The sequence below is a fragment of the Bradyrhizobium paxllaeri genome, from assembly GCF_001693515.2.
GTDB classification, from domain to species: domain Bacteria; phylum Pseudomonadota; class Alphaproteobacteria; order Rhizobiales; family Xanthobacteraceae; genus Bradyrhizobium; species Bradyrhizobium paxllaeri.
Genome location: NZ_CP042968.1, coordinates 918,854 through 937,122, shown reverse-complemented (window position 1 = coordinate 937,122; position 18,269 = coordinate 918,854). Strand labels below are relative to the sequence as shown.

General features: G+C 62.7%; 17 protein-coding genes. 7 read left to right on the top strand and 10 right to left on the bottom strand.

Features of this window, described 5'->3' with window-relative positions:
- Positions 1-6: 6 nt before the first annotated feature.
- Together grrM and LMTR21_RS04370 are read left to right on the top strand one after the other, a co-directional pair.
- On the top strand, positions 7-1,158 hold the full coding sequence (gene grrM, locus LMTR21_RS04375) for a cyclophane-forming radical SAM/SPASM peptide maturase GrrM/OscB (protein WP_065750905.1): 1,152 nt from the start codon (positions 7-9) through the stop codon (positions 1,156-1,158).
- A gap of 7 nt (positions 1,159-1,165) precedes the next feature.
- Positions 1,166-3,028 carry an antitoxin Xre/MbcA/ParS toxin-binding domain-containing protein gene (locus tag LMTR21_RS04370; protein ID WP_065750904.1) on the top strand — a complete coding sequence of 621 codons (1,863 nt, stop codon included), beginning with the start codon at positions 1,166-1,168 and terminating at the stop codon, positions 3,026-3,028.
- A 51-nt stretch (positions 3,029-3,079) separates the two neighbouring features.
- Here LMTR21_RS04370 and LMTR21_RS04365 read toward each other — a convergent pair whose 3' ends face one another.
- Positions 3,080-3,832 (bottom strand): lytic murein transglycosylase, encoded by a 753-nt coding sequence (locus tag LMTR21_RS04365; RefSeq protein WP_246175677.1) that lies wholly within the window; start codon positions 3,830-3,832, stop codon positions 3,080-3,082.
- A gap of 306 nt (positions 3,833-4,138) precedes the next feature.
- Here LMTR21_RS04365 and LMTR21_RS04360 point away from each other — a divergent pair, with 306 nt between their 5' ends.
- Both LMTR21_RS04360 and LMTR21_RS04355 read left to right on the top strand, forming a co-directional pair.
- Positions 4,139-5,035 (top strand): OmpA family protein, encoded by an 897-nt coding sequence (locus LMTR21_RS04360; RefSeq protein WP_246175676.1) that lies wholly within the window; start codon positions 4,139-4,141, stop codon positions 5,033-5,035.
- 48 nt (positions 5,036-5,083) lie between these two features.
- On the top strand, positions 5,084-6,652 hold the full coding sequence (locus LMTR21_RS04355) for a glycosyl hydrolase family 79 N-terminal domain-containing protein (protein ID WP_065750901.1): 1,569 nt from the start codon (positions 5,084-5,086) through the stop codon (positions 6,650-6,652).
- A 59-nt stretch (positions 6,653-6,711) separates the two neighbouring features.
- On the opposite strand, the gene LMTR21_RS04350 is transcribed toward LMTR21_RS04355, so the two are convergent.
- The 4 genes from LMTR21_RS04350 to LMTR21_RS04335 form a co-directional block, all read right to left on the bottom strand.
- Positions 6,712-7,056, bottom strand: coding sequence for a hypothetical protein (locus LMTR21_RS04350; protein WP_084030411.1), 345 nt, complete (start codon positions 7,054-7,056; stop codon positions 6,712-6,714).
- Positions 7,057-7,276: 220 nt separating this feature from the next.
- Complete coding sequence (locus LMTR21_RS04345; RefSeq protein WP_065750900.1) at positions 7,277-8,236, bottom strand: DUF817 domain-containing protein; 960 nt, start codon at positions 8,234-8,236, stop codon at positions 7,277-7,279.
- A 75-nt stretch (positions 8,237-8,311) separates the two neighbouring features.
- A complete protein-coding gene (locus tag LMTR21_RS04340; RefSeq protein WP_065750899.1) occupies positions 8,312-9,658 on the bottom strand; it encodes an MFS transporter in 1,347 nt (448 codons plus the stop codon).
- On the bottom strand, positions 9,658-10,035 hold the full coding sequence (locus tag LMTR21_RS04335; protein ID WP_065750898.1) for a thiol-disulfide oxidoreductase DCC family protein: 378 nt from the start codon (positions 10,033-10,035) through the stop codon (positions 9,658-9,660). The genes LMTR21_RS04340 and LMTR21_RS04335 overlap by 1 nt, the downstream gene beginning before the upstream one ends.
- A gap of 161 nt (positions 10,036-10,196) precedes the next feature.
- Here LMTR21_RS04335 and LMTR21_RS04330 point away from each other — a divergent pair, with 161 nt between their 5' ends.
- Positions 10,197-10,433 carry a hypothetical protein gene (locus LMTR21_RS04330; protein WP_057858426.1) on the top strand — a complete coding sequence of 79 codons (237 nt, stop codon included), beginning with the start codon at positions 10,197-10,199 and terminating at the stop codon, positions 10,431-10,433.
- 86 nt (positions 10,434-10,519) lie between these two features.
- Here LMTR21_RS04330 and rpoD read toward each other — a convergent pair whose 3' ends face one another.
- Together rpoD and dnaG are read right to left on the bottom strand one after the other, a co-directional pair.
- On the bottom strand, positions 10,520-12,628 hold the full coding sequence (gene rpoD / locus LMTR21_RS04325; protein WP_065750897.1) for an RNA polymerase sigma factor RpoD: 2,109 nt from the start codon (positions 12,626-12,628) through the stop codon (positions 10,520-10,522).
- A gap of 340 nt (positions 12,629-12,968) precedes the next feature.
- Complete coding sequence (gene dnaG, locus LMTR21_RS04320; RefSeq protein WP_065750896.1) at positions 12,969-14,972, bottom strand: DNA primase; 2,004 nt, start codon at positions 14,970-14,972, stop codon at positions 12,969-12,971.
- A gap of 250 nt (positions 14,973-15,222) precedes the next feature.
- Here dnaG and LMTR21_RS04310 point away from each other — a divergent pair, with 250 nt between their 5' ends.
- The gene (locus tag LMTR21_RS04310; protein ID WP_065751019.1) at positions 15,223-15,789 is read left to right on the top strand and encodes a chlorite dismutase family protein; all 567 of its coding nucleotides are present in this window, start codon (positions 15,223-15,225) and stop codon (positions 15,787-15,789) included.
- Positions 15,790-15,908: 119 nt separating this feature from the next.
- Here LMTR21_RS04310 and LMTR21_RS04305 read toward each other — a convergent pair whose 3' ends face one another.
- The 3 genes from LMTR21_RS04305 to LMTR21_RS39900 all read right to left on the bottom strand — a co-directional run bounded on the left by LMTR21_RS04305 (position 15,909) and on the right by LMTR21_RS39900 (position 17,412).
- Positions 15,909-16,307 (bottom strand): gamma-glutamylcyclotransferase family protein, encoded by a 399-nt coding sequence (locus LMTR21_RS04305; protein ID WP_065750895.1) that lies wholly within the window; start codon positions 16,305-16,307, stop codon positions 15,909-15,911.
- Between the two features lie 118 nt (positions 16,308-16,425).
- Positions 16,426-17,238 carry a transglutaminase-like domain-containing protein gene (locus LMTR21_RS04300; RefSeq protein ID WP_065750894.1) on the bottom strand — a complete coding sequence of 271 codons (813 nt, stop codon included), beginning with the start codon at positions 17,236-17,238 and terminating at the stop codon, positions 16,426-16,428.
- 3 nt (positions 17,239-17,241) lie between these two features.
- Positions 17,242-17,412, bottom strand: coding sequence for a hypothetical protein (locus LMTR21_RS39900; protein WP_187399307.1), 171 nt, complete (start codon positions 17,410-17,412; stop codon positions 17,242-17,244).
- A 55-nt stretch (positions 17,413-17,467) separates the two neighbouring features.
- Between LMTR21_RS39900 and LMTR21_RS04295 the strand changes: the two genes are divergently transcribed.
- On the top strand, positions 17,468-18,268 hold the full coding sequence (locus LMTR21_RS04295; RefSeq protein WP_065750893.1) for an N-formylglutamate amidohydrolase: 801 nt from the start codon (positions 17,468-17,470) through the stop codon (positions 18,266-18,268).
- Position 18,269 lies beyond the last annotated feature (1 nt).

Sequence of the window (18,269 nt, the reverse complement as noted above, 5' to 3'; positions counted from 1 at the left end):
GCTCCAATGCTGGCGGCTGGTCCTCTTGGGTTGGTAGTGCTGCAATCGACGGAATTTTGTAACATCGATTGCGCCTATTGCTACTTGCCGGATCGCGCCAATCCTCGCCACACGATGACGCTCGCTACGGTCGAGGAAGTTGCACGATTGATTTTCGACCGGCCGCTGCTCAAGCACGAGCTCGATATTGTCTGGCATGCCGGCGAGCCCCTGACGATGCCGCCCGCCTACTATAGGCAGGCGATAGAGATCATCGAGCGCCGGCGCCCGCAGGATGTCGCGGTCCACTACGGAATTCAGACCAACGGCACCTTGATCGACGACGCCTTTATCGATCTGTTCGAGCAGCAGAACATCACCGTCGGGATCAGCCTGGACGGCCCGCGCGACCTGCATGACCTGAATCGGAAATACCGGAATGGGTCCGGCAGCCACGAACGCGCTCTCGCCGGTATCGCGAAATTGCAGGCGCGAGGCTATCCATTTCACTTTATCGGTGTCGTGACAGCGCCGACCCTTTCCCGCGGCTCAGAGCTTGTCGATTACTATCGGCGCTTCGGCCCTGCGGCGATCGGACTGAACATCGAGGAGCTGGAAGCACAGAACACGCATTCGTCGCTTTACGAGAACGGCAGCCGCGAGACGTTCGAGCGCTTTATCAGCGACGTGCTGCGGGCGGCGGCGCAAGAGGGCGACGGGCCGGTTGTACTGCGGGACTTTCAGCGCACCATCGCATCGCTGATCGCGGGAGTACCCGAGGATAACGATCAGGTCATTCCCCTACGCATGCTGAATATCGCGTACAATGGCGATATCAGCACCTTTTCTCCCGAGCTGCTGGCGCTGAACGCCCCGCAACGGCAGCGCTTCATCTTTGGCAACGTTCATCATTGCAAGGAGCTGAGAGACATCCTTTCCGACGATCGGTTTATATCGGCGTATCGGGAAATCAGCGACGGCGTTACGAACTGTGCCAGCGAGTGTGAGTATTTTGAGCACTGCGGCGGCGGTGCGCCAGTCAATAAATTATCCGAAAAAGGTTCGATGCGGGCGACCGCAACAAATTATTGCGCATTCACCAAGAAGGCCTGGGTGGACGTGTGCCTGCAGCTCACGAACGCGCGGGACAATCACTTCGAGGTGTCCTTGACGATGTGAGGGTGCCATGAACGCCTATCTGCCGACCATTCCGACAGGCAACGCCCTACTGGTATTTATACTGGGCCTTCTCGTTGGTACTTTTGTGATCCACAAGTTTTGCCTGGATCAGTTTGGAAAATCGATTGCCGGCAATGACGACAATTGCCCATGGAAATTCGTCATTCTGCGCTATCAGACTACACCAAGCGAATATCTGACCGGCTACTCGATCTATTTCGGCCTGATGATGACGATCTTTCTGGCCACCTCGATCATCGGGCCGGGACCATTCTTTCAGATACTGAAGGCAGTCACCGCAGCCGCTACGCAGAGCGAAATGCCGACGGCATCACCGGCGGCCGAAACCTCATTGCAGAACTATCCGACCTTTCCGATTCTGGTCGCTTTCTACATCGTGGGTCTCAACCCCAATTTGCCGAAAGCCCTGGATTTCGAAATCAGCATTCGCGGTTTCGCGCACCGAATGGCCTACATCCCGAAAAACATCGATCGGCTCCTGAACTATATGCGCTTCTCCGACATGGATTTGCAGCCGGACAAGCTTGCCGACGCCTGGAATGCAATCGACCTGGACCGGCCTGCGTCACCTGCTCCGGATCTGAAAAGCGCTTGCGCCACGTTCGATCGGGTGGTGCTGCTGTATGCCCGTGCGGCGACCTTGGCGGGCGATGCCAGTTTCGACGACTCGAAAGATTTGGCCGGCAATCTCGATCTGGAAATATTCCGGAAGTACCGCGCGGAGATACAGAACGTCGGCACCAATCTGCTGGCGATTTACGCACGCTTGTCCGACTTGCCGGCGCCCGAGGCGCTGGACAGACGGCGCGCTGTTCTCACCATCCAGCGCGACCTGATCAAGAATCTGGAGTGGCTCTACGTCATATTCGCCGGCGCCGTTACCGCAGCAAGGGGCAATGGACGGATTTTCGATCGCTTGAGCGCCGCCGGCTTTGTGTCCCCCTATCCGCCGGCCCAGAGAATCCCGTGGGATCCGATCCTCAAGGCCACCGGCGCTGCGGCATTCGTGGTTGTTGCGGCCTGCCTGCTTGCGATCAACACGTTTCTGGGCACGACCGAGCAGACGCAAATTCCGACCACCACAGACGACGTGCTGCAGTTACTGATGGTAATTCTTGTCGTCCATATTTTTGCGATCGGCCAGTCCCTCGCCTTGCGCGCGAAACTCCTCGGCCGAAATGCATACTACGCCGAATCCGGTAACGGCCGCGCGGAGGCCTACGTCCAGATCTTCCTCAAGTGCTGGATTACGTCTTTGCTCCTGAATCTCGTACTGTACAGTCCCAACCTCATCGCGGCGCTTTCCACAATCAACGGCGACCACCCGACGGTCACGCAGGTGCAGTTGCTCTGGCAATATTTCTCTCCGCAGTTGGCGTGGGCGACCGTTCCGGCGATCTGTGGCGTCATGACGTCCTATACGCTTGATCGTCCCGCGGGCACCCGCTTCGAGCAGGCATTATCGGGCGGGCTGCAGGCCTCCGCGATGACTATTGCAGCCATGCTTGCGGCCGAGTTGACGTTCAGCAACATCAGCATCGAATACCGGGAATTTCTCATTGTGCTCTATGGCGGGCTCGGCTTCGTGCTTGGCGCCATGTTGCCCAAAGGCATCCGGCGGCATTGGGATGTACAGGAATCATACTTGCCGGACAAGATCACCGTCCTGCGAAACGCAGTCCGCCAGTATTTCCATGATATCCAGCAGTTCAGTGAATGGCTCAATGCGCGCAGCGACAAGCTCGACGGCAAGCGCCCGCTCGACGTGCTTTCCGAGGACAACGGACTGCAGCAACTCACACTATTTGTGAGCAACACAAGGCAGAGGGTCGCCGGCGCGATGCGGTGAGGGTGTACAGAGCGATGTCAGGCCAGCCGGCCTGACATGCCGGATCTGCCCTCATTCGCCGCCGTCGATCTGGCGTCCCATCAGTGCGATCGCCTTCTGATAGACACCGGCGGCATTCCAGGCCTGGATGGCGGCAAAGTTCGGCTCGCCGGGCTGATAGCCCGCGCCGGCGCGCCAGCCATGCGCCTTCAGGAAGTTCGCGGTCGACATCAGCGCATTCGCCGAGTTTTCGAGATTTCCGGTGCCGTAAGCCAGGATCGCCTTCGGCATGAACTGCGTCTGCCCGACCTCGCCATGCATCGAGCCGCGCTGGCTCGGCGACAGCGCGCCGCGATCGATCAGCTGCAGCGCCGCGTAAAGGTGCTCGGTGAAATAAGCCGAGCGCCGGCAGTCATAGGCGAGCGTCGCGATCGAGGCGAGCATGTTCTGGTTGCCGCGCTGGCTACCGAACCCGGTCTCCATGCCCCAGATCGCCAGCAGCGGCCCCGGCGGCACGCCATAGCGCTCCTGAATCGAGGCGAACAGTGCGCCCTGCGAGCGCTTCAACTGCCGCCCTTTCGCGACGATGGTAGTGGCGCCGCGCTTGGCGAGAAACGCATCGAGCGAGAGACTGAAACTGCGCTGGCCGCGATCGGCATTGATGGTCGCCTGCGCATAATTCGTCGCCATCAGGGCCTGGATGGTCGAGGCGCTGACGCCCTTGGCGCGCGCTTCGCCGGCGAATTGCTGTTTCCAGGATTCGTAACCGCCGGACGAGCTGCCGCATTGCGCGGCGTGGGATTGGGAGTTGAAGCATGCGAACATTGCCAGGGTGGCGCTGAAAGCAAATGCGATGCGGAGCATGGAAAAGCCGTTCCTGAGAGAGCACTGCAAATAAGCATCGGCTTCTAGCACGTCCTTGGCCGCGCTTCGAGGGTTACGGCAAAACGCGGGGGCAGAAACTCCCCGAAAACGGCCATGATTGCGACTAATTTGAACCGGTTGATCTGCCGGTGCTACCTTTACAAGTCATACTTCGTCCTGCCCCTTCCCCCGATCGTTCCTCGAACAAATGGATTTCTCATGGGCTTACGGCGCACTCTGTTCAGGCCGATCCTCCTGCTGCTCGCGATGTCGCTTGGCGCGACGACGAACGCCGACGCGCAGACGCGCGACGTGGTCGGCGCAAAAGATTATCCCGGCATCGGCCGTTTCGGCGGCAGCGTCATCACAGGATACCAGGTGAAAGATTTTGATGCGGCGCGGATGCAAGGGGCTGCGTTCAAGGACGGCCAGCCCACCGATGCGCGGCGGCTGGAAGGCCGCATCACCCGCATCGCCTATCGCACCAATCCCGGCCCGTCGATCCTGGAAGTGTCGCGCAATTTCGAGACGCAATTGGCGAAGGCTGGATTCGAAACGCTGCTTGCCTGCGACACCGACGCCTGCGGCGGCATTCCCTTCTCGGAAGCGGTCGACGCGCTGCCGATCCCGCAGATGTGGGTGGACGGGTTCAACTACCGCTATTTTGCCGGACGCAAGGTGGACGGCGGCCGCGAGACTTTTGTCAGCCTCATCGTCAGCGAGAACAACCGCGATACCTACGCGCAGCTCGTCATCGCCGTGCCAGTCGCGATCGAGAACAAGATGGTGGATGCTGCCGTCATGGCCAAGGGTCTCCGCGAGACCGGCCGCATCGCGCTCTACGGGATCTATTTCGATACCGACAGGGCCGAGGTGAAGCCCGAAAGCCGCCCCACCCTCGAGCAGATCGCGAAGCTGCTGACCGCTCAGGTCGGGCTCACCGTCTTCATTGTCGGCCACACCGACAACCAGGGGCCCTTCGCCTACAATCTCGATCTGTCGCGACGCCGCGCCGAGGCGATCGCCGCCGAGCTGGTGAAGAACTACGGCATCGGTGCGCCGCGGCTGCGCACCGCGGGTGTCGGACTGCTGGCGCCGGCCGGCTCCAACGCCACCGAGGCCGGCCGCGCGCTGAACCGACGGGTGGAGCTGGTGGCGCCGTAGCTTCAATGCGTGGGCTTGGGCCCGCTTTGGCTGCCAAGGACAATGGCTATGACCAGGTCCAGTGGTTTCAAAGTCGGAATGGGAATTGCGATCGCCGCGCTGGCGGCAATCCCGAAGCTGGCCGCCCAGGCGCCAACGCTTTCCGTCGATCCTTCACGGTTGCCCCGCCTCGGCACCGTCGACGCGCGCTTTCAATCGTATAACGTTGAAATGGTCGAGGTGACCGGGGGACGCTTCTGGAAGCCTTACAAGGCAACCGCCTCGGCGGCAGCGCGCGACGCGGTGAACGCCGGCAACATGCCAACGGGCGGCAATCCCGACCTCTACGAATATCGCCAACCGATCGACCTATCAAATCCGCGACTGCGCATATTGGCTGCGGCGCTGGCGCCGGCTTACGTACGCGTCAGCGGCACCTGGGCCAACACCACCTACTTTGCCGAGAATGATGAGCCCTCGACGCCGCCCGACGGTTTCCGCGCGGTGCTGAGCCGCGAGCGCTGGAAGGGTGTCATCGACTTTGCCCGCGCTGTTGGCGCCGAGATCGTGACCTCGATGGCGACAAGCCCCGGCGTCCGCGACGCGGCGGGTCTGTGGCAGAGCGACCAGGCGCGTCGCCTCTTCGCCTATACCAGAGCCGCCGGCGGCAGAATTGCCGCCGCCGAGTTCATGAATGAGCCGACACTCGCCGCGATGGGCGGTGCCCCCAAGGGTTACGATGCGGCAGCTTACGGGCGGGACTTCAAGGTCTTTGTTGCGTTCATCAAGGCTAGCGAACCGGATGTGATCGTTCTCGGCCCCGGTTCGATCGGCGAGACAGCAGAGTCGCCATCCAACCCCGGCTTCATCAACGCACGCGACTTGCTTACGGCATCCGGCCCCGGCATCGAGGCTTTTTCCTATCACCACTATGGCGCGCTCTCGCAACGATGCTCCGGCATTCCGGGTCAGACCACACCGGAGGCCGCGCTTTCGAAAGACTGGCTTGAGAGCACCGACCGGACGCGCGCGTTCTACCAGTCGCTCCGGGACGAGTTTGCGCCTGGCAGGCCGATGTGGCTGACCGAGACCGCCGAGGCAGCCTGTGGCGGCAATCCCTGGGCTTCCACTTTCCTCGATACGTTCCGATATCTCGATCAGCTTGGCCGGCTTGCCCGGGCCGGCGTCCAGGTGGTCGCGCACAACACGCTGGCTGCGAGCGATTACGGCCTGCTGGACGAGACGACATTCCGCCCGCGGCCGAACTATTGGGCGGCGCTGCTGTGGCGCGTCTTGATGGGAACGACCGTTCTCGACGCCGGCGCGCACAAGGGGATGCATTTCTACGCGCATTGCCGGCGCGGCGTGCGTGGGGCCGTCACATTGCTTGCCATCAATACGGACAGGACGAATGCCGCAGCGCTGCGATTATCTGTGGCCAGCGAGCGTTACACGCTGTCGGCGGACGATCTGCAAAGCGAAGCCGTGAAGCTGAATGGAACGGTCCTGGAGCTTGGCCCGGATGACGGCCTTCCGCAGCTTGCCGCGGTGACAGCGCCACCCGATACGATTGAGCTTGCGCCGGCCACGATCACCTTCCTCACGATCCGGGACGCCAAAAATCCGGCATGCGATTGAGTTCTTCTCGGGCAGGCGTCATTGCGCGTCTTCCTGGACGGCTTCCCTGACCGCCGCAACTACCGAGTCCACGTCCCCATCTGCAGGCACGTCAGCAAGCTGACGTAACTTGGCGTACCTCCAATGCTCTCCTGGGGGATGCAGTTCGCCTTGCCAGCGGCGGGAAAACTGGACCATTGGCTCGTGAGCTGCTGCCGTGCCTTGTTCTCATCGTCCACGCAGCTCTTCATCGACTGATCAAGGGTCATGCCAGTCGCGGCCGCGGCGTCGAGTTTACAGCTTCGGTTGATATCGAACGTCGGCACCCGGTCGGCTACCGCAACGACGAGCTGAGAACTTAAAGCGATCATCGAAATTGAAAGCGGCATGTTGCCCTCCTGCTCAATCGAAAACAGCTGCTCCATGTCTGTCCCACGTCCGCCTTACCTGCTCGCAGACATAAGGCGGCGTGAATGACACACCCGCGTGGCACCGGAAGCGGAAATCGAGCTGCCAGCGCGGCAAGAGCAGCACGTCCTGCGCACAGAGGACAAAGCGACGCGAGAATTCTTCTTGATCTAGATCAACAGAGGTCCACCTTGGCTGCATTTTCGAACGTCACCGTCGATACCGGCTACTTTGGCTTTAACGCCTTGAATCGACATAAATTGTCGGCGACGGGACGTCGCCAGGCAGCCCGCTTCGAACTGGCCTCTCCCGCGGCTTGTTGATCAGGCTGACCAGCGTGTAGCTGATGATCAGCAGCAGAAACCACGAACCGATCTTGTCGACGGATACCATCGACCAGCCGTGCCGCTGCGATGGATAGATCCAGGTTTTCGTGAACGTGCCAATATTTTCCGAAAGCCAGATGAACAGCGTTACCAGTACGAGCCCGAGAAACAGCGGCATCGAACGGTGCGTGTGCCAGACCCGGAAATGGACGCGGGTGCGGAACAGCAGCCAGCCGGCAAGGGCGAACAGCAGCCAGCGCAGGTCGACGATGTAGTGATGGCTGAAGAAGTTGACATAGATCGCGACGCTGAGTGCCGCGAACGCGAGGCGGCGCGGATGCGCGGTGAACTCGAAATCGAACAGGCGCCAGACACGGCAGAGATAGCTGCCGATGCAGGAATACATGAAACCGGAGAACAGCGGCACGCCGCCGATCCGAAAGAAGTTCGGCTCCGGATAGATCCAGGAGCCAACCTGTGTCTTGAAGAGCTCCATCACGGTGCCGACGAGATGATAGATCAGGATCACCTTGGCTTCTTCGAAGCTTTCCAGCCGGCCGGCGAGCAGCGCGATCTGGACGGCGATCATGCAGAGAAACAGGAAGTCGTAGCGCGCAAGCGGCGCTTCCTGCGGATAGAAACGCCAGGTGGCGATCATCAGAAAGACGGCGATGCCGCCGAACAGGCAGGCCCATGCCTGTTTCACGCCGAAGCGGAAAAATTCGTAACATGCCGAAGTCGCGCGGCGCCGCGCCATGAAGCGGCCGAGGCGGTGTTCGCCGGCGATGAAACGGCGGAGCGGCGGCCAGATGGCGGCGGCACTCGGGGCGGGATGCGGGGAAGCGGTCGGAGGTTTTACGAAGTCATGCACGCGGCGGAGCGTGGCTGATGACCGCGATCAAAGCTGGGCAAAGATTTGCAGATTCCCCTCAGATAAAGCGCAGTTTCAATCCGCCTTCAGACGGAGGCAGAGCACCGCGCTCGTCAGCGCAGAAATTCCCAGCAGCACGAGCACGCCGGGCAATCCGCTCAGCGCGAACACGATGCCACCGAAGGTCACCCCGACCGTGCCGCCGAGAAAGCTGCACGAATTGAGCATGCCTGACCCCTTCCCCGCCTGCAGTTGCGGGAGCGTTGCAAGCCCGAGCCGCGGCGCCGAGGCGTAAATCAGCGCGATTCCAACGCCGGCGACAAACAGGCCGGGCATCAGGATCGCGAACCTCGCTTCGACCTGGAACGATAGATAGATGATGGCGCAGCCGAGCGCGAGCAGCAGCGATCCGCCGGTCAGCATGCGCCGCACGCCGATCTTCGTTCCGATCAAGGGAGCCGCACGCGCAAACGCAAACAGCGCGACCGAGAGCGGCAGCAGAGAAAGGCCGGCCGCGATGGCGGACATGCCGAGGCCGTCGGCGGATTGCGCGAAGAGGTTGTAGTAGAGCAGTAGCGTCATGATGTCGAACATCACGAGAAACAACAGGCCTGCGGCAATCGCGAAACTGCGGTTCGCGAACAGGCTGAAGTCGACCAGCGGCTGCGGGCGCCGCGTCTCCGTCCGGATCAGGGCCGCGAACCCAATCCCGGCCAGCGCGAGCGGGACGATGGCGGCCAGCGGATTGGTGCGGACATGCGCCAGCGCCTGCAATCCCGATATCAGCGTCACCATGAAGACGGCGAGAATGCCGAGTCCCACCCAGTCCATCGAGATCGCGCGCCGGCCGCCGGCGCCGGGATGCCGCAACAGCATCAGCGCGGCGGGCGCCATGGCGGCGACGTTCAGCCAGAAGATAAAGCGCCAGCCGGCGTAATGCGTCACCGCCCCGCCGACCAGCGGGCCGATGCTGAAGCCGAGCATCAGAAAGCCGGTCCAGGCGCCGATCGCCTCCGCTCGTTTTGAGTCAGGCGCGGCTTCGCTCACCGCCGCGAGCGTGCCGGCTACCGCAAACGCGGCCCCCAATCCCTGCAGCGCGCGGGCGCCGACCACGACGGGACCTGCCGGCGCCAGCGCAATGATCAGCGAGGCGAGCGCAAACAAGGCGATGCCGGCGACCGAGGACCTGCGCGCGCCTAGCTGGTCCGCCGCGTCGCCACCGACGACGATGAAGATCGCGGCGGTCAGGAGATAGGCATTGACCACCCATTCGAGCTCCGCCGGACCAAGCTGCAGGCTGCCCTTCATGTCGGGGAGCGCGGCCATGATCGCCGTGCTGTTGTCGCCCACCGCCAGCATGGCCAGGCAGCACGCCGCGAGCACGGGCGCGAGATCGCTCTTCGTGTTGGAGGCTGCCGGCATCACCACCGCCCCTTCCGCCTGTTCCAGGCGAACAGCACGTCGGCGAACCTATCATAGGCAAACCGCGTCAGCGGCAGCATGAAACGATTGCCGACGAGCGCAGCCAACCAGCCTTCGCCCGGCGTTATCTGCCAGATCGCGACCGCGACATCGGCGCCGACGATCAGGCGGCCGGTCTCATCCGTTGCATGCAGGCGGCGGCGCACGTCGTCGAGCGACGCGCCGTAGGATGCCAGCGCGTCGGGCTGCTCGTTGATATCCTTGAACGAGATGGCACCGGCGCGGACCGCGGCCAGCAGCCTGTTGCGTTGCCAGTCAATGCCGGCGTCGCAGACCGGGCAGCGCGTGTTGTACCAGATGGTCAGACGAGCGGGCATGGCGTTGCGAAGCGTAATCGCCTACCGCTGCCGCGTCGAGGTGCCCCGTACGTGGCTCCGCTTCGCAAGAGCTTTGTCCGCCCGCTTCGCGCAGGGCAGCTCAGCGCGAGGCGCGTGTGATTTACTTTGACAGCGGCGATCCCATCGAGGACAAGCCGCCCATGGCCAAAAAACCCGGAACCAATCCCAAAGGCGAATTCGCCTTTTTCAACGTCGTTTATGAAGACGACTCCCAGCGCTCCAACCGCCGCGTGCCTGCCGAACTGCTCGGCGGGCTCGACGGCGACGAACCCGCGCGCACCTACATCATGGAGCAGGATCGCGAGATCGCCGAGAAGTCCGGCCGGCCGCAGCTCGAGATCAAGAGCATCAGCCGGGTGGGCGCGAAGAAGAAATAGACCTCACAAACAAAAACGGCGGGCCTCGGCCCGCCGCTTCTTTTTTCGATGGATTGCCGGGTCAAGCCCGGCAATGACAGTCAATTTTAGTTATCCAAAAAGCTCCGCAGCTTCCGCGACCTTGACGGATGCTTCAGCTTGCGCAGCGCCTTGGCTTCGATCTGACGGATGCGTTCGCGGGTGACGCTGAACTGCTGGCCGACTTCTTCCAGCGTATGGTCGGTGTTCATGCCGATGCCGAAGCGCATGCGGAGCACGCGTTCTTCGCGCGGGGTGAGCGAGGCCAGAACCCGCGTGGTGGTCTCGCGCAGGTTGGACTGGATCGCAGCATCGATCGGCAGGATCGCGTTCTTGTCCTCGATGAAATCGCCGAGGTGTGAATCTTCTTCGTCACCGACAGGCGTTTCCAGCGACAGCGGCTCCTTCGCGATCTTGAGGACCTTGCGGACCTTCTCAAGCGGCATGCCGAGCTTTTCGGCGAGCTCTTCCGGGGTCGGCTCGCGGCCGATCTCGTTGAGCATCTGGCGCGAGGTGCGCACGATCTTGTTGATCGTCTCGATCATGTGCACGGGGATGCGGATGGTGCGCGCCTGGTCTGCAATGCTGCGCGTGATCGCCTGCCGGATCCACCACGTGGCGTAGGTCGAGAACTTGTAGCCACGGCGATACTCGAACTTATCGACCGCCTTCATCAGGCCGATGTTGCCTTCCTGGATCAGGTCGAGGAACTGCAGGCCGCGGTTAGTGTACTTCTTGGCGATCGAGATCACGAGACGCAGGTTGGCCTCGACCATTTCCTTCTTGGCCTGGCGTGCCTCGCGCTCGCCCTTCTGCACGCCGTGCACGATCTTGCGGAATTCGCCGATCTCCAGACCGGTGAGCGCCGCCAGCGACTGGATCTCATGGCGCAGCTCCTTGATGCGGTCCTTCTCGTGATGGACGAAATTCTTCCAGCCCTTGGCGGAGAGTTTCGAGACACGGTTGAGCCAGCGCGGATCGAGCTCCGAGCCCTGATAGTTACGCAAAAAGTCTTCGCGCGCGACGCCGTGGCTGTCACCCAAACGAAGCAGGCGGCCTTCGAACGAGACCAGCTTCTTGTTGATGTCGTAGAGCTGCTCGACGAGCGAGTCGATGCGGGCCTGGTTCAGGCGCAGCGACTTCACCTCGACGATGATCTCGTCCTTCAGCTTCTTGTACTTGCGCTCCTGCGAGGGCGAGAGCGACTCGCTCTGAAGCTGGTTGGCGATATCCTGTTCTTGAAGACGCCGCAGCTTCTTGTACTCGGAGGCGATCTTGTCGAAGGTCTCGACCACCTTCGGCTTCAGCTCGGCCTCGATCGCAGCCAGCGACATCTGGTTTTCGAACTCGTCGTCATCCATGTCGCCTTCGGCGGCGGCTTCGGCCGGATCCTTCTCCTCGGCGTCGGCATCGCCGGCGGGCGCGGCGCGGAACGGGGTCGGCGACGGCGGGGCAGCCGGCGGCGCGACATGCGCGGGTGCGGCCTCGCCATTGGTGGCGGCGCCTTCGGCAGGAGCGGCGATCATCGCCGGGTTCATGTTGTTCTTGGCGTCGGGGCCGGCATAGGTGGCTTCGAGATCGATGATGTCGCGAAGGAAGATCTTTCCTTCGTTGAGCTCGTCGCGCCAGATGATGATGGCCTGGAACGTCAGCGGGCTTTCGCAGAGGCCCGCGATCATCGCCTCGCGGCCGGCCTCGATGCGCTTCGCAATCGCGATTTCGCCTTCGCGCGACAGCAATTCCACAGTGCCCATCTCGCGCAGATACATGCGGACGGGATCGTCGGTGCGCTCGCCGGGCTCTGATTTCTTGACCTCGGTGACGGCCTTGGCGGTGACCTCGACAAGCTCGTTGTCGGTGTCGTCGTCGGCCTCTTCCTTCTCGCCCTCCTCGTCGGCTTCCTCGGCCTCGGAGACGTTGATGCCCATGTCAGAGAGCATCGACATGATGTCTTCGATCTGTTCGGGCGAGGTGGTGTCGGAGGGCAAGACTTCGTTGAGCTGATCAAAGGTCACGAAGCCGCGCTTCTTGGCCTGCTTGATCATCTTCTTGACGGCGGCATCCGAGAGGTCAAGCAACGGCGACGGCGCGTCGGGGCTATCCTTCTCAGGGGCGTCCGCTGCCTTGTCGTCTTTTTCCTTGTCCTTAACCTGCAGCGTCTTTGCCTTGGTGGCCATTCATCAAGCTCCCGAAACGCGCTTCATGCGGGCGTGCGTCGCACCGGCCCGCAAGTTGTTCACTCATTCGTCCGAAGTGACGTCGTGCGATCGTCACCTCGTTCTGTTCATTCGCCTTCGCATGACGAGAGGAAAGCGGCACCCGCTTTTCTGCACCATGGTTACGACGCGCAAAGGGCGGCGCAGACCGTCGCCACCCCGAATTCCAATTCGTCGGTTTCTGTCTTTCGTAGCCCGAAGGCCCTTAAGCTTCGCTTAACCCTGTTTTTGCCGCCAAATCATGGATTTGGCGAGTCTTTTCGCGGGCCAGGCCAAGGCAGTCCGCATCATTTTTTAAACGTCAAACGCTTTTTCGGAACCGGCCCGAAAGCTCCCCAAAACCCTCGATCAGGGCCTCGGTGCCGTCGAGGGAGTCCAGCCGGGCGCTGACATCCTTCAGCCATGCCAGATTGGCCTCGCTGGTCTCCTCAGCCAACGCCAATTCGGCATCTTTCTTCTCCCTAAGTAGGGCATGTGTTTTCTGATGCAAGACAACCAGTTGCTGCCAGGTGGCCAAAACATCCTCGCGGGCCGCGCCGGGCCGTGCGGCCCACACCGCCGCGGTCGTGATCGCCCGTTCAACCCGTTGAAGAACCTCGCTTAATCCACGCGCCTCGAGATCGGCGCGCATTTTTTCGGCCTGCTCCTCGACGTCGGGGGAATGGTGATGGTCGTTGGCAAAGGCCGCGATAATCCCGGCGCGAAGCTTATTGGCCTCGGGATGGGCCAGTTCCAGGGCGGCCACCTCCTCCAGATGGTCGTGCAACAGCCAGGGGTGGTTAATAAGGGATTGCAGGATCAGCGCCTCCCGGCGGGACATGGCGCTGCGCTGTCCGCGCATGATCGGGCTGGTCGCAAGCTGGGGGCTCGCCGCCTGGTAGGGGCCGGGCGCGATCCCCGGGGCTGCTCCCGGCGGGCGGCCACCGCGGGGGGCGAATCGGCCGGCCGGCGCTGCTCCGCGCGGGGCAAACGTGCGGGGTGATTCGCCGCGGCCGGACCGGAAATTACCCCTTCCGTAGCCGCCGCCCCCGCCCTGTGGGGCGAAGGTGCGCTGCAGACGCTCGGCGAGATCCTGGCGGTAGTAGCGGCGCACGACCTCGTCGCGGATGCCGTTGGAAAGTTCGTTGATGCGCGCTTCCAGCGCCGCCCGCCGTTCGGGCGTCGCGAAGGTCCCGCCCTCGATCTCGCGCGACCAGATCATGTCGGCAAGCGGGCGCGCCGCCGAGATCACTTCTTCGATCGCAACACGCCCGCCGGTGCGCGCGAGATCGTCCGGGTCTTGCCCCTCGGGCAACAGCGCAAAGCGCAGGCTTTTGCCGGGCGCGAGATTGGGCATTGCGAGGTCGGCGGCGCGGTAGGCGGCCTTCTGCCCGGCCCGGTCGCCGTCGAAGCAGAGGATCGGCTCGTCCGCCATCCTCCACAACAGCGCGAGCTGGTTTTCGGTCAAGGCCGTGCCGAGCGGAGCGACGGCGCCGCCGAAGCCCGCAGTGACCATGGCGATGACGTCGACATAGCCTTCGACCACGATCAGCGGCGCGCCGTTATGGGTTGCCTGCCGCGCGGTGGCGAGATTGTAGAGATTGTCGCCCTTGTGGAAGAGCGGCGTTTCCGGCGAGTTCAGATATTTTGCCGGAACGTCCTTTTCCAGCGCGCGGCCGCCGAAGGCGATGACGCGGCCTCTGGCATCCGTGATCGGAAACATCACGCGGTCGCGGAAGCGATCGTAGGGAACGGGGATGTCGTCGCCTCCGATCAACAGCCCGGCTTCCACCATGTCTTCGGTAGAAATGCCCTGCGCGCCCAGATGCTCCTTCAGCGCAAAACGATCCGGCGGCGCATAGCCCAAGCGAAACTGCAGTTGCGTCGCCGGCGTAATGGCACGGTCGCCGAGATAGCCGCGGGCCTTGGCGCCATTGCGGGAGGCGAGCGTATCGGCAAAGAATTTGGCCGCGAGTTCCATCACGTCGTGCAGCGTCTTGCGGCGCTGCTCGTGCCGCGCGGCGTCGGGGGTCGCCGCCGGCAGTGGCATGCCGGCCATGGAGGCGAGGCGCTCGACGGCCTCGGGGAACGAAACGCCTTCCGTCTCCATGACGAAGTCGAAAATGTTGCCGTGCTTGCCGGTCGAGAAGTCGTGGTAAAATTGCTTCTGGTCGTTGACCGTGAACGAGGGCGTCTTCTCCTGCTGGAACGGCGACAGCCCCTTGAACTCCCGCCCCGCCTTCTTCAGCTTCACGCGCCGGCCCACGACTTCCGAAACCGGAAGCCGGGCGCGCAGCTCTTCGAGGAATTGGGGGGTGAAGCGCATGGATCAGGTAGCTGCCAGAGTCGTGGGGCCGTGCCAACCGATTAGCGATACAGGGAGGCTTGTCCCGAAAGCGAAGTTTATTGGGCTTCTTGCCGCTATTCACAGGGGCCGTCATTCCGGGGCGATGCGCAGCATCGAACCCGGAATCTCGAGATTCTCAGGGGCGCAACGGCGCCCCATAGTTCGCTACGCGCCCCGGAATGACGGAGACAGCTTGAATCCCTGCCTGTTCCGCGCTTCCATCCCGTTCATGTTCACGATCTTCCGGGGCGGCAGGAGCGGGGCGTGGCGGGTGACGCGGTTCGCATCCGTCAAGGGCGCGTCGCTGGCGCCGACGCCTTCGGTATCGGTCGTGCATTCGCTGTCGATCACGCTGCCGATCATGCCCTCGCCGACCGCCTGGCGGCTCGCCGGCGTCGCCAGCCACCTGCGCTATGCCGAGCGGGCCGAGAAGACGGAGCTCGACGCCTCGCCCGCCGAGATCGGCCGCCCCGAGGCGACCTTTGCCGCGCTGATCCCGATCAAGAAATCGGCGGCGTGGTGGGAACTGACGCAGGAGGAGCGGCGGCAGATTTTTGAGGACAAATCCCATCACATAGCAGACAGCCTGAAACACCTGCCGGCAGTCGCCCGCCAGCTGTTTCACAGCCGCGATCTCGGCGAGCCCTTCGACTTCCTGACCTGGTTCGAGTACGCCCCTGCGCATGCCGACGAATTCGAGGAGCTGGTCAGCACCCTGCGCGCCACCGAGGAATGGAAATTTGTCGAGCGCGAGATCGATATCAGGATGGAGCGCGAGCGGCTGGATGCGGGCTGACCGTATCTCGTCATGGCCGGGCTTGTCCCGGCCATCCATCTCTCAAGAAGGATGGATACGCGGGTCAAGCCGGTCAAGCCCGCGTATGACAGTCTTGTACGCCGGTCCGCCGCCAGACTCTATTCTTCCAGAAACTTCCCCGAGGCGATGTGCGGCAGGCCGGTGACGGGCCAGTTGTAGACGTAGGTCCACGCCTCGCCCGTGCTGCCGTCGTCCAGCGCCAGTGGCAGCATGCGGCGGATGTATTCGGTCGGCTCCGGAAAACCCTCGCCGCAGGCTTCATACATATCGAGTTCGCCGAGCAAGGCGTCGCGGTCGCGCAGCCGGTACAGTTCGCCGAACACGATGTCGGCGGGATCGTCCGACAGCACCAGCCCCGGATAATGCTTGATGCGATAGAGCCGGCCGCGGCAGGTGGCGGTGCCCAGAAAATCCGCGCTGCGCGACAATAGCTGCGCCATCGGATGGTCGAAGCCGCGCATCAGCGTGCCGTAGACGAAGAGACGATCTGAAATCATGGAGCTTGGGACACCGTCATTGCGAGGAGCGAAGCGACGAAGCAATCCATACGGTGTTTCCGCCGTGCGGGGCAATGGATTGCTTCGCTGCGCTCGCAATGACGGCTGAGGCAGGCAGCTACGCCGCAACCACCTCGTCGCTGACGACGAGAAACTTCACCAGATCCATGCGGCCAAAGCTCGTGGTCAGCGCGACGTCGGCGGCGTCGCGGCCGGTGCCCATCAGGATCCGGCCGATGCGGGGGGCGTTGTGGCGGGCGTCGAAGGTGTACCACTGGCCGGAGAGGTAGACCTGAAACCAGCCGGAGAAATCCATCAGCGCGGGGTTGCGCGGCACGCCGATGTCGCCGAGATAGCCGGTGCAATAGCGCGCCGGGATGTTCATGCAGCGGCAGAAAGTCAGCGCCAGATGCGCGAAATCGCGGCAGACGCCGGCGCCCTGCTCGTAAACGTCATGCGCCGACTTCATGTGGTGGGCATGTTCGTACCCGAAGGTGACGTGGTTGTGCACGAAGTCGACGATGGCCTGCACCCGCTGCCACCCGGCCGGCGAATTTCCGAACAGCGACCAGGCGATATCGGTAAGTTTGTCGGTTTCGCAATAGCGGCTCGGCATCAGATAAAGCAGCACGTCGTCGGGCAATTGATCGATCGGCACCTGCTGCGCGGTCGGCACCACCGCATCGGGCAGGCCGGAATCGCGCACCAGCGCCGCGCCGCGCAACGTGACGCCACCGGCCGGCGCTGTGAGGCGGCCGCAGACATTGCCAAAGCCGTCGCGATAGAAACTGATCGGAACGTCCGGCTCGGCGACGATACGCTCGGTACCGACGATGTCGGCAAAGCGCGACGGATGGATCGAGAGCATGACCACCATCGGCGTCGGCTGCGCGGCCGCATAGGAAATCTCGAAGCCGACCTTGATCTCCATGGGTCAGACCTCTTCCGCCTGACGTACCTCGTCTTGCACTTCAGCGCTGACGATCACATCATGGATCCAGCCCACGACCGGCCGGTTGCGATAAACGGTCTTGTGGATGATGGTCAGGAACGGCATCGTCAAACAATCATCGATTCTGGCAGGTCCTAATTCAGGCTTGATCATGCTCAATTGTAGGTCGGGGTGCCGATTCGATAGGCAATGCGCTTGAGGAAATGCTTTGAACGACGCGGGCAGCACAACACCACTACTCCTAAGCACTGAAGATGTTCCTCCGGTCCACGAAGTTAACGCAGAAGGCCGCTCGCCGTTTCTCCTGACGTGCGATCATTACGGGCGGCTGATTCCGGCCGTGCTCGGCGATCTCGGCGTGAGCGAGAGCGAACTAACGCGCCATATCGCCTGGGACATCGGCATTGCCGGCGTCGCGGAAGCGCTCTCAAGGCATCTCGATGCGCATCTGATCGCGCAGCGCTACTCGCGGCTGGTGATCGACTGCAACCGCCCGCCCCATGTCGCAAGCTCGATCCCGCGCATCAGCGAGGCGACCACGATACCCGGCAATGAAGGCCTTTCGCGCGAGGCCGCCGCGATCCGGCGCGCGCAGATCTTCGATCCCTACCACCGCCGCATCGGCGAGATCATCGACCAGCGCGGCAGCGCCGGCATGCCGACGGTGCTGGTATCACTGCACAGCTTTACGCCTGTTTATGCGGGGATCGCGCGGCCCTGGCATATCGGCACGCTCTACCACCGCGACACGCATCTGCCGCCGCTGCTGTTAAAGCTGTTGCGCGCCGAGGGCGATCTCGTGGTCGGCGACAACGAGCCCTATGCGGTCAGCGACGAGACCGACTACACGATCCCCGTCCACGGCGAAGCGCGCGAGCTGATGAACACGGGGATCGAGATCCGGCAAGATCTGATCAGCGATGTAGCTGGCGAGACGGCATGGGCGGACCGGCTGGCGCGAATTCTCGGCGAGATCGAAGTGATGTTGCGGGCGAAGCGGTTGATCTGAG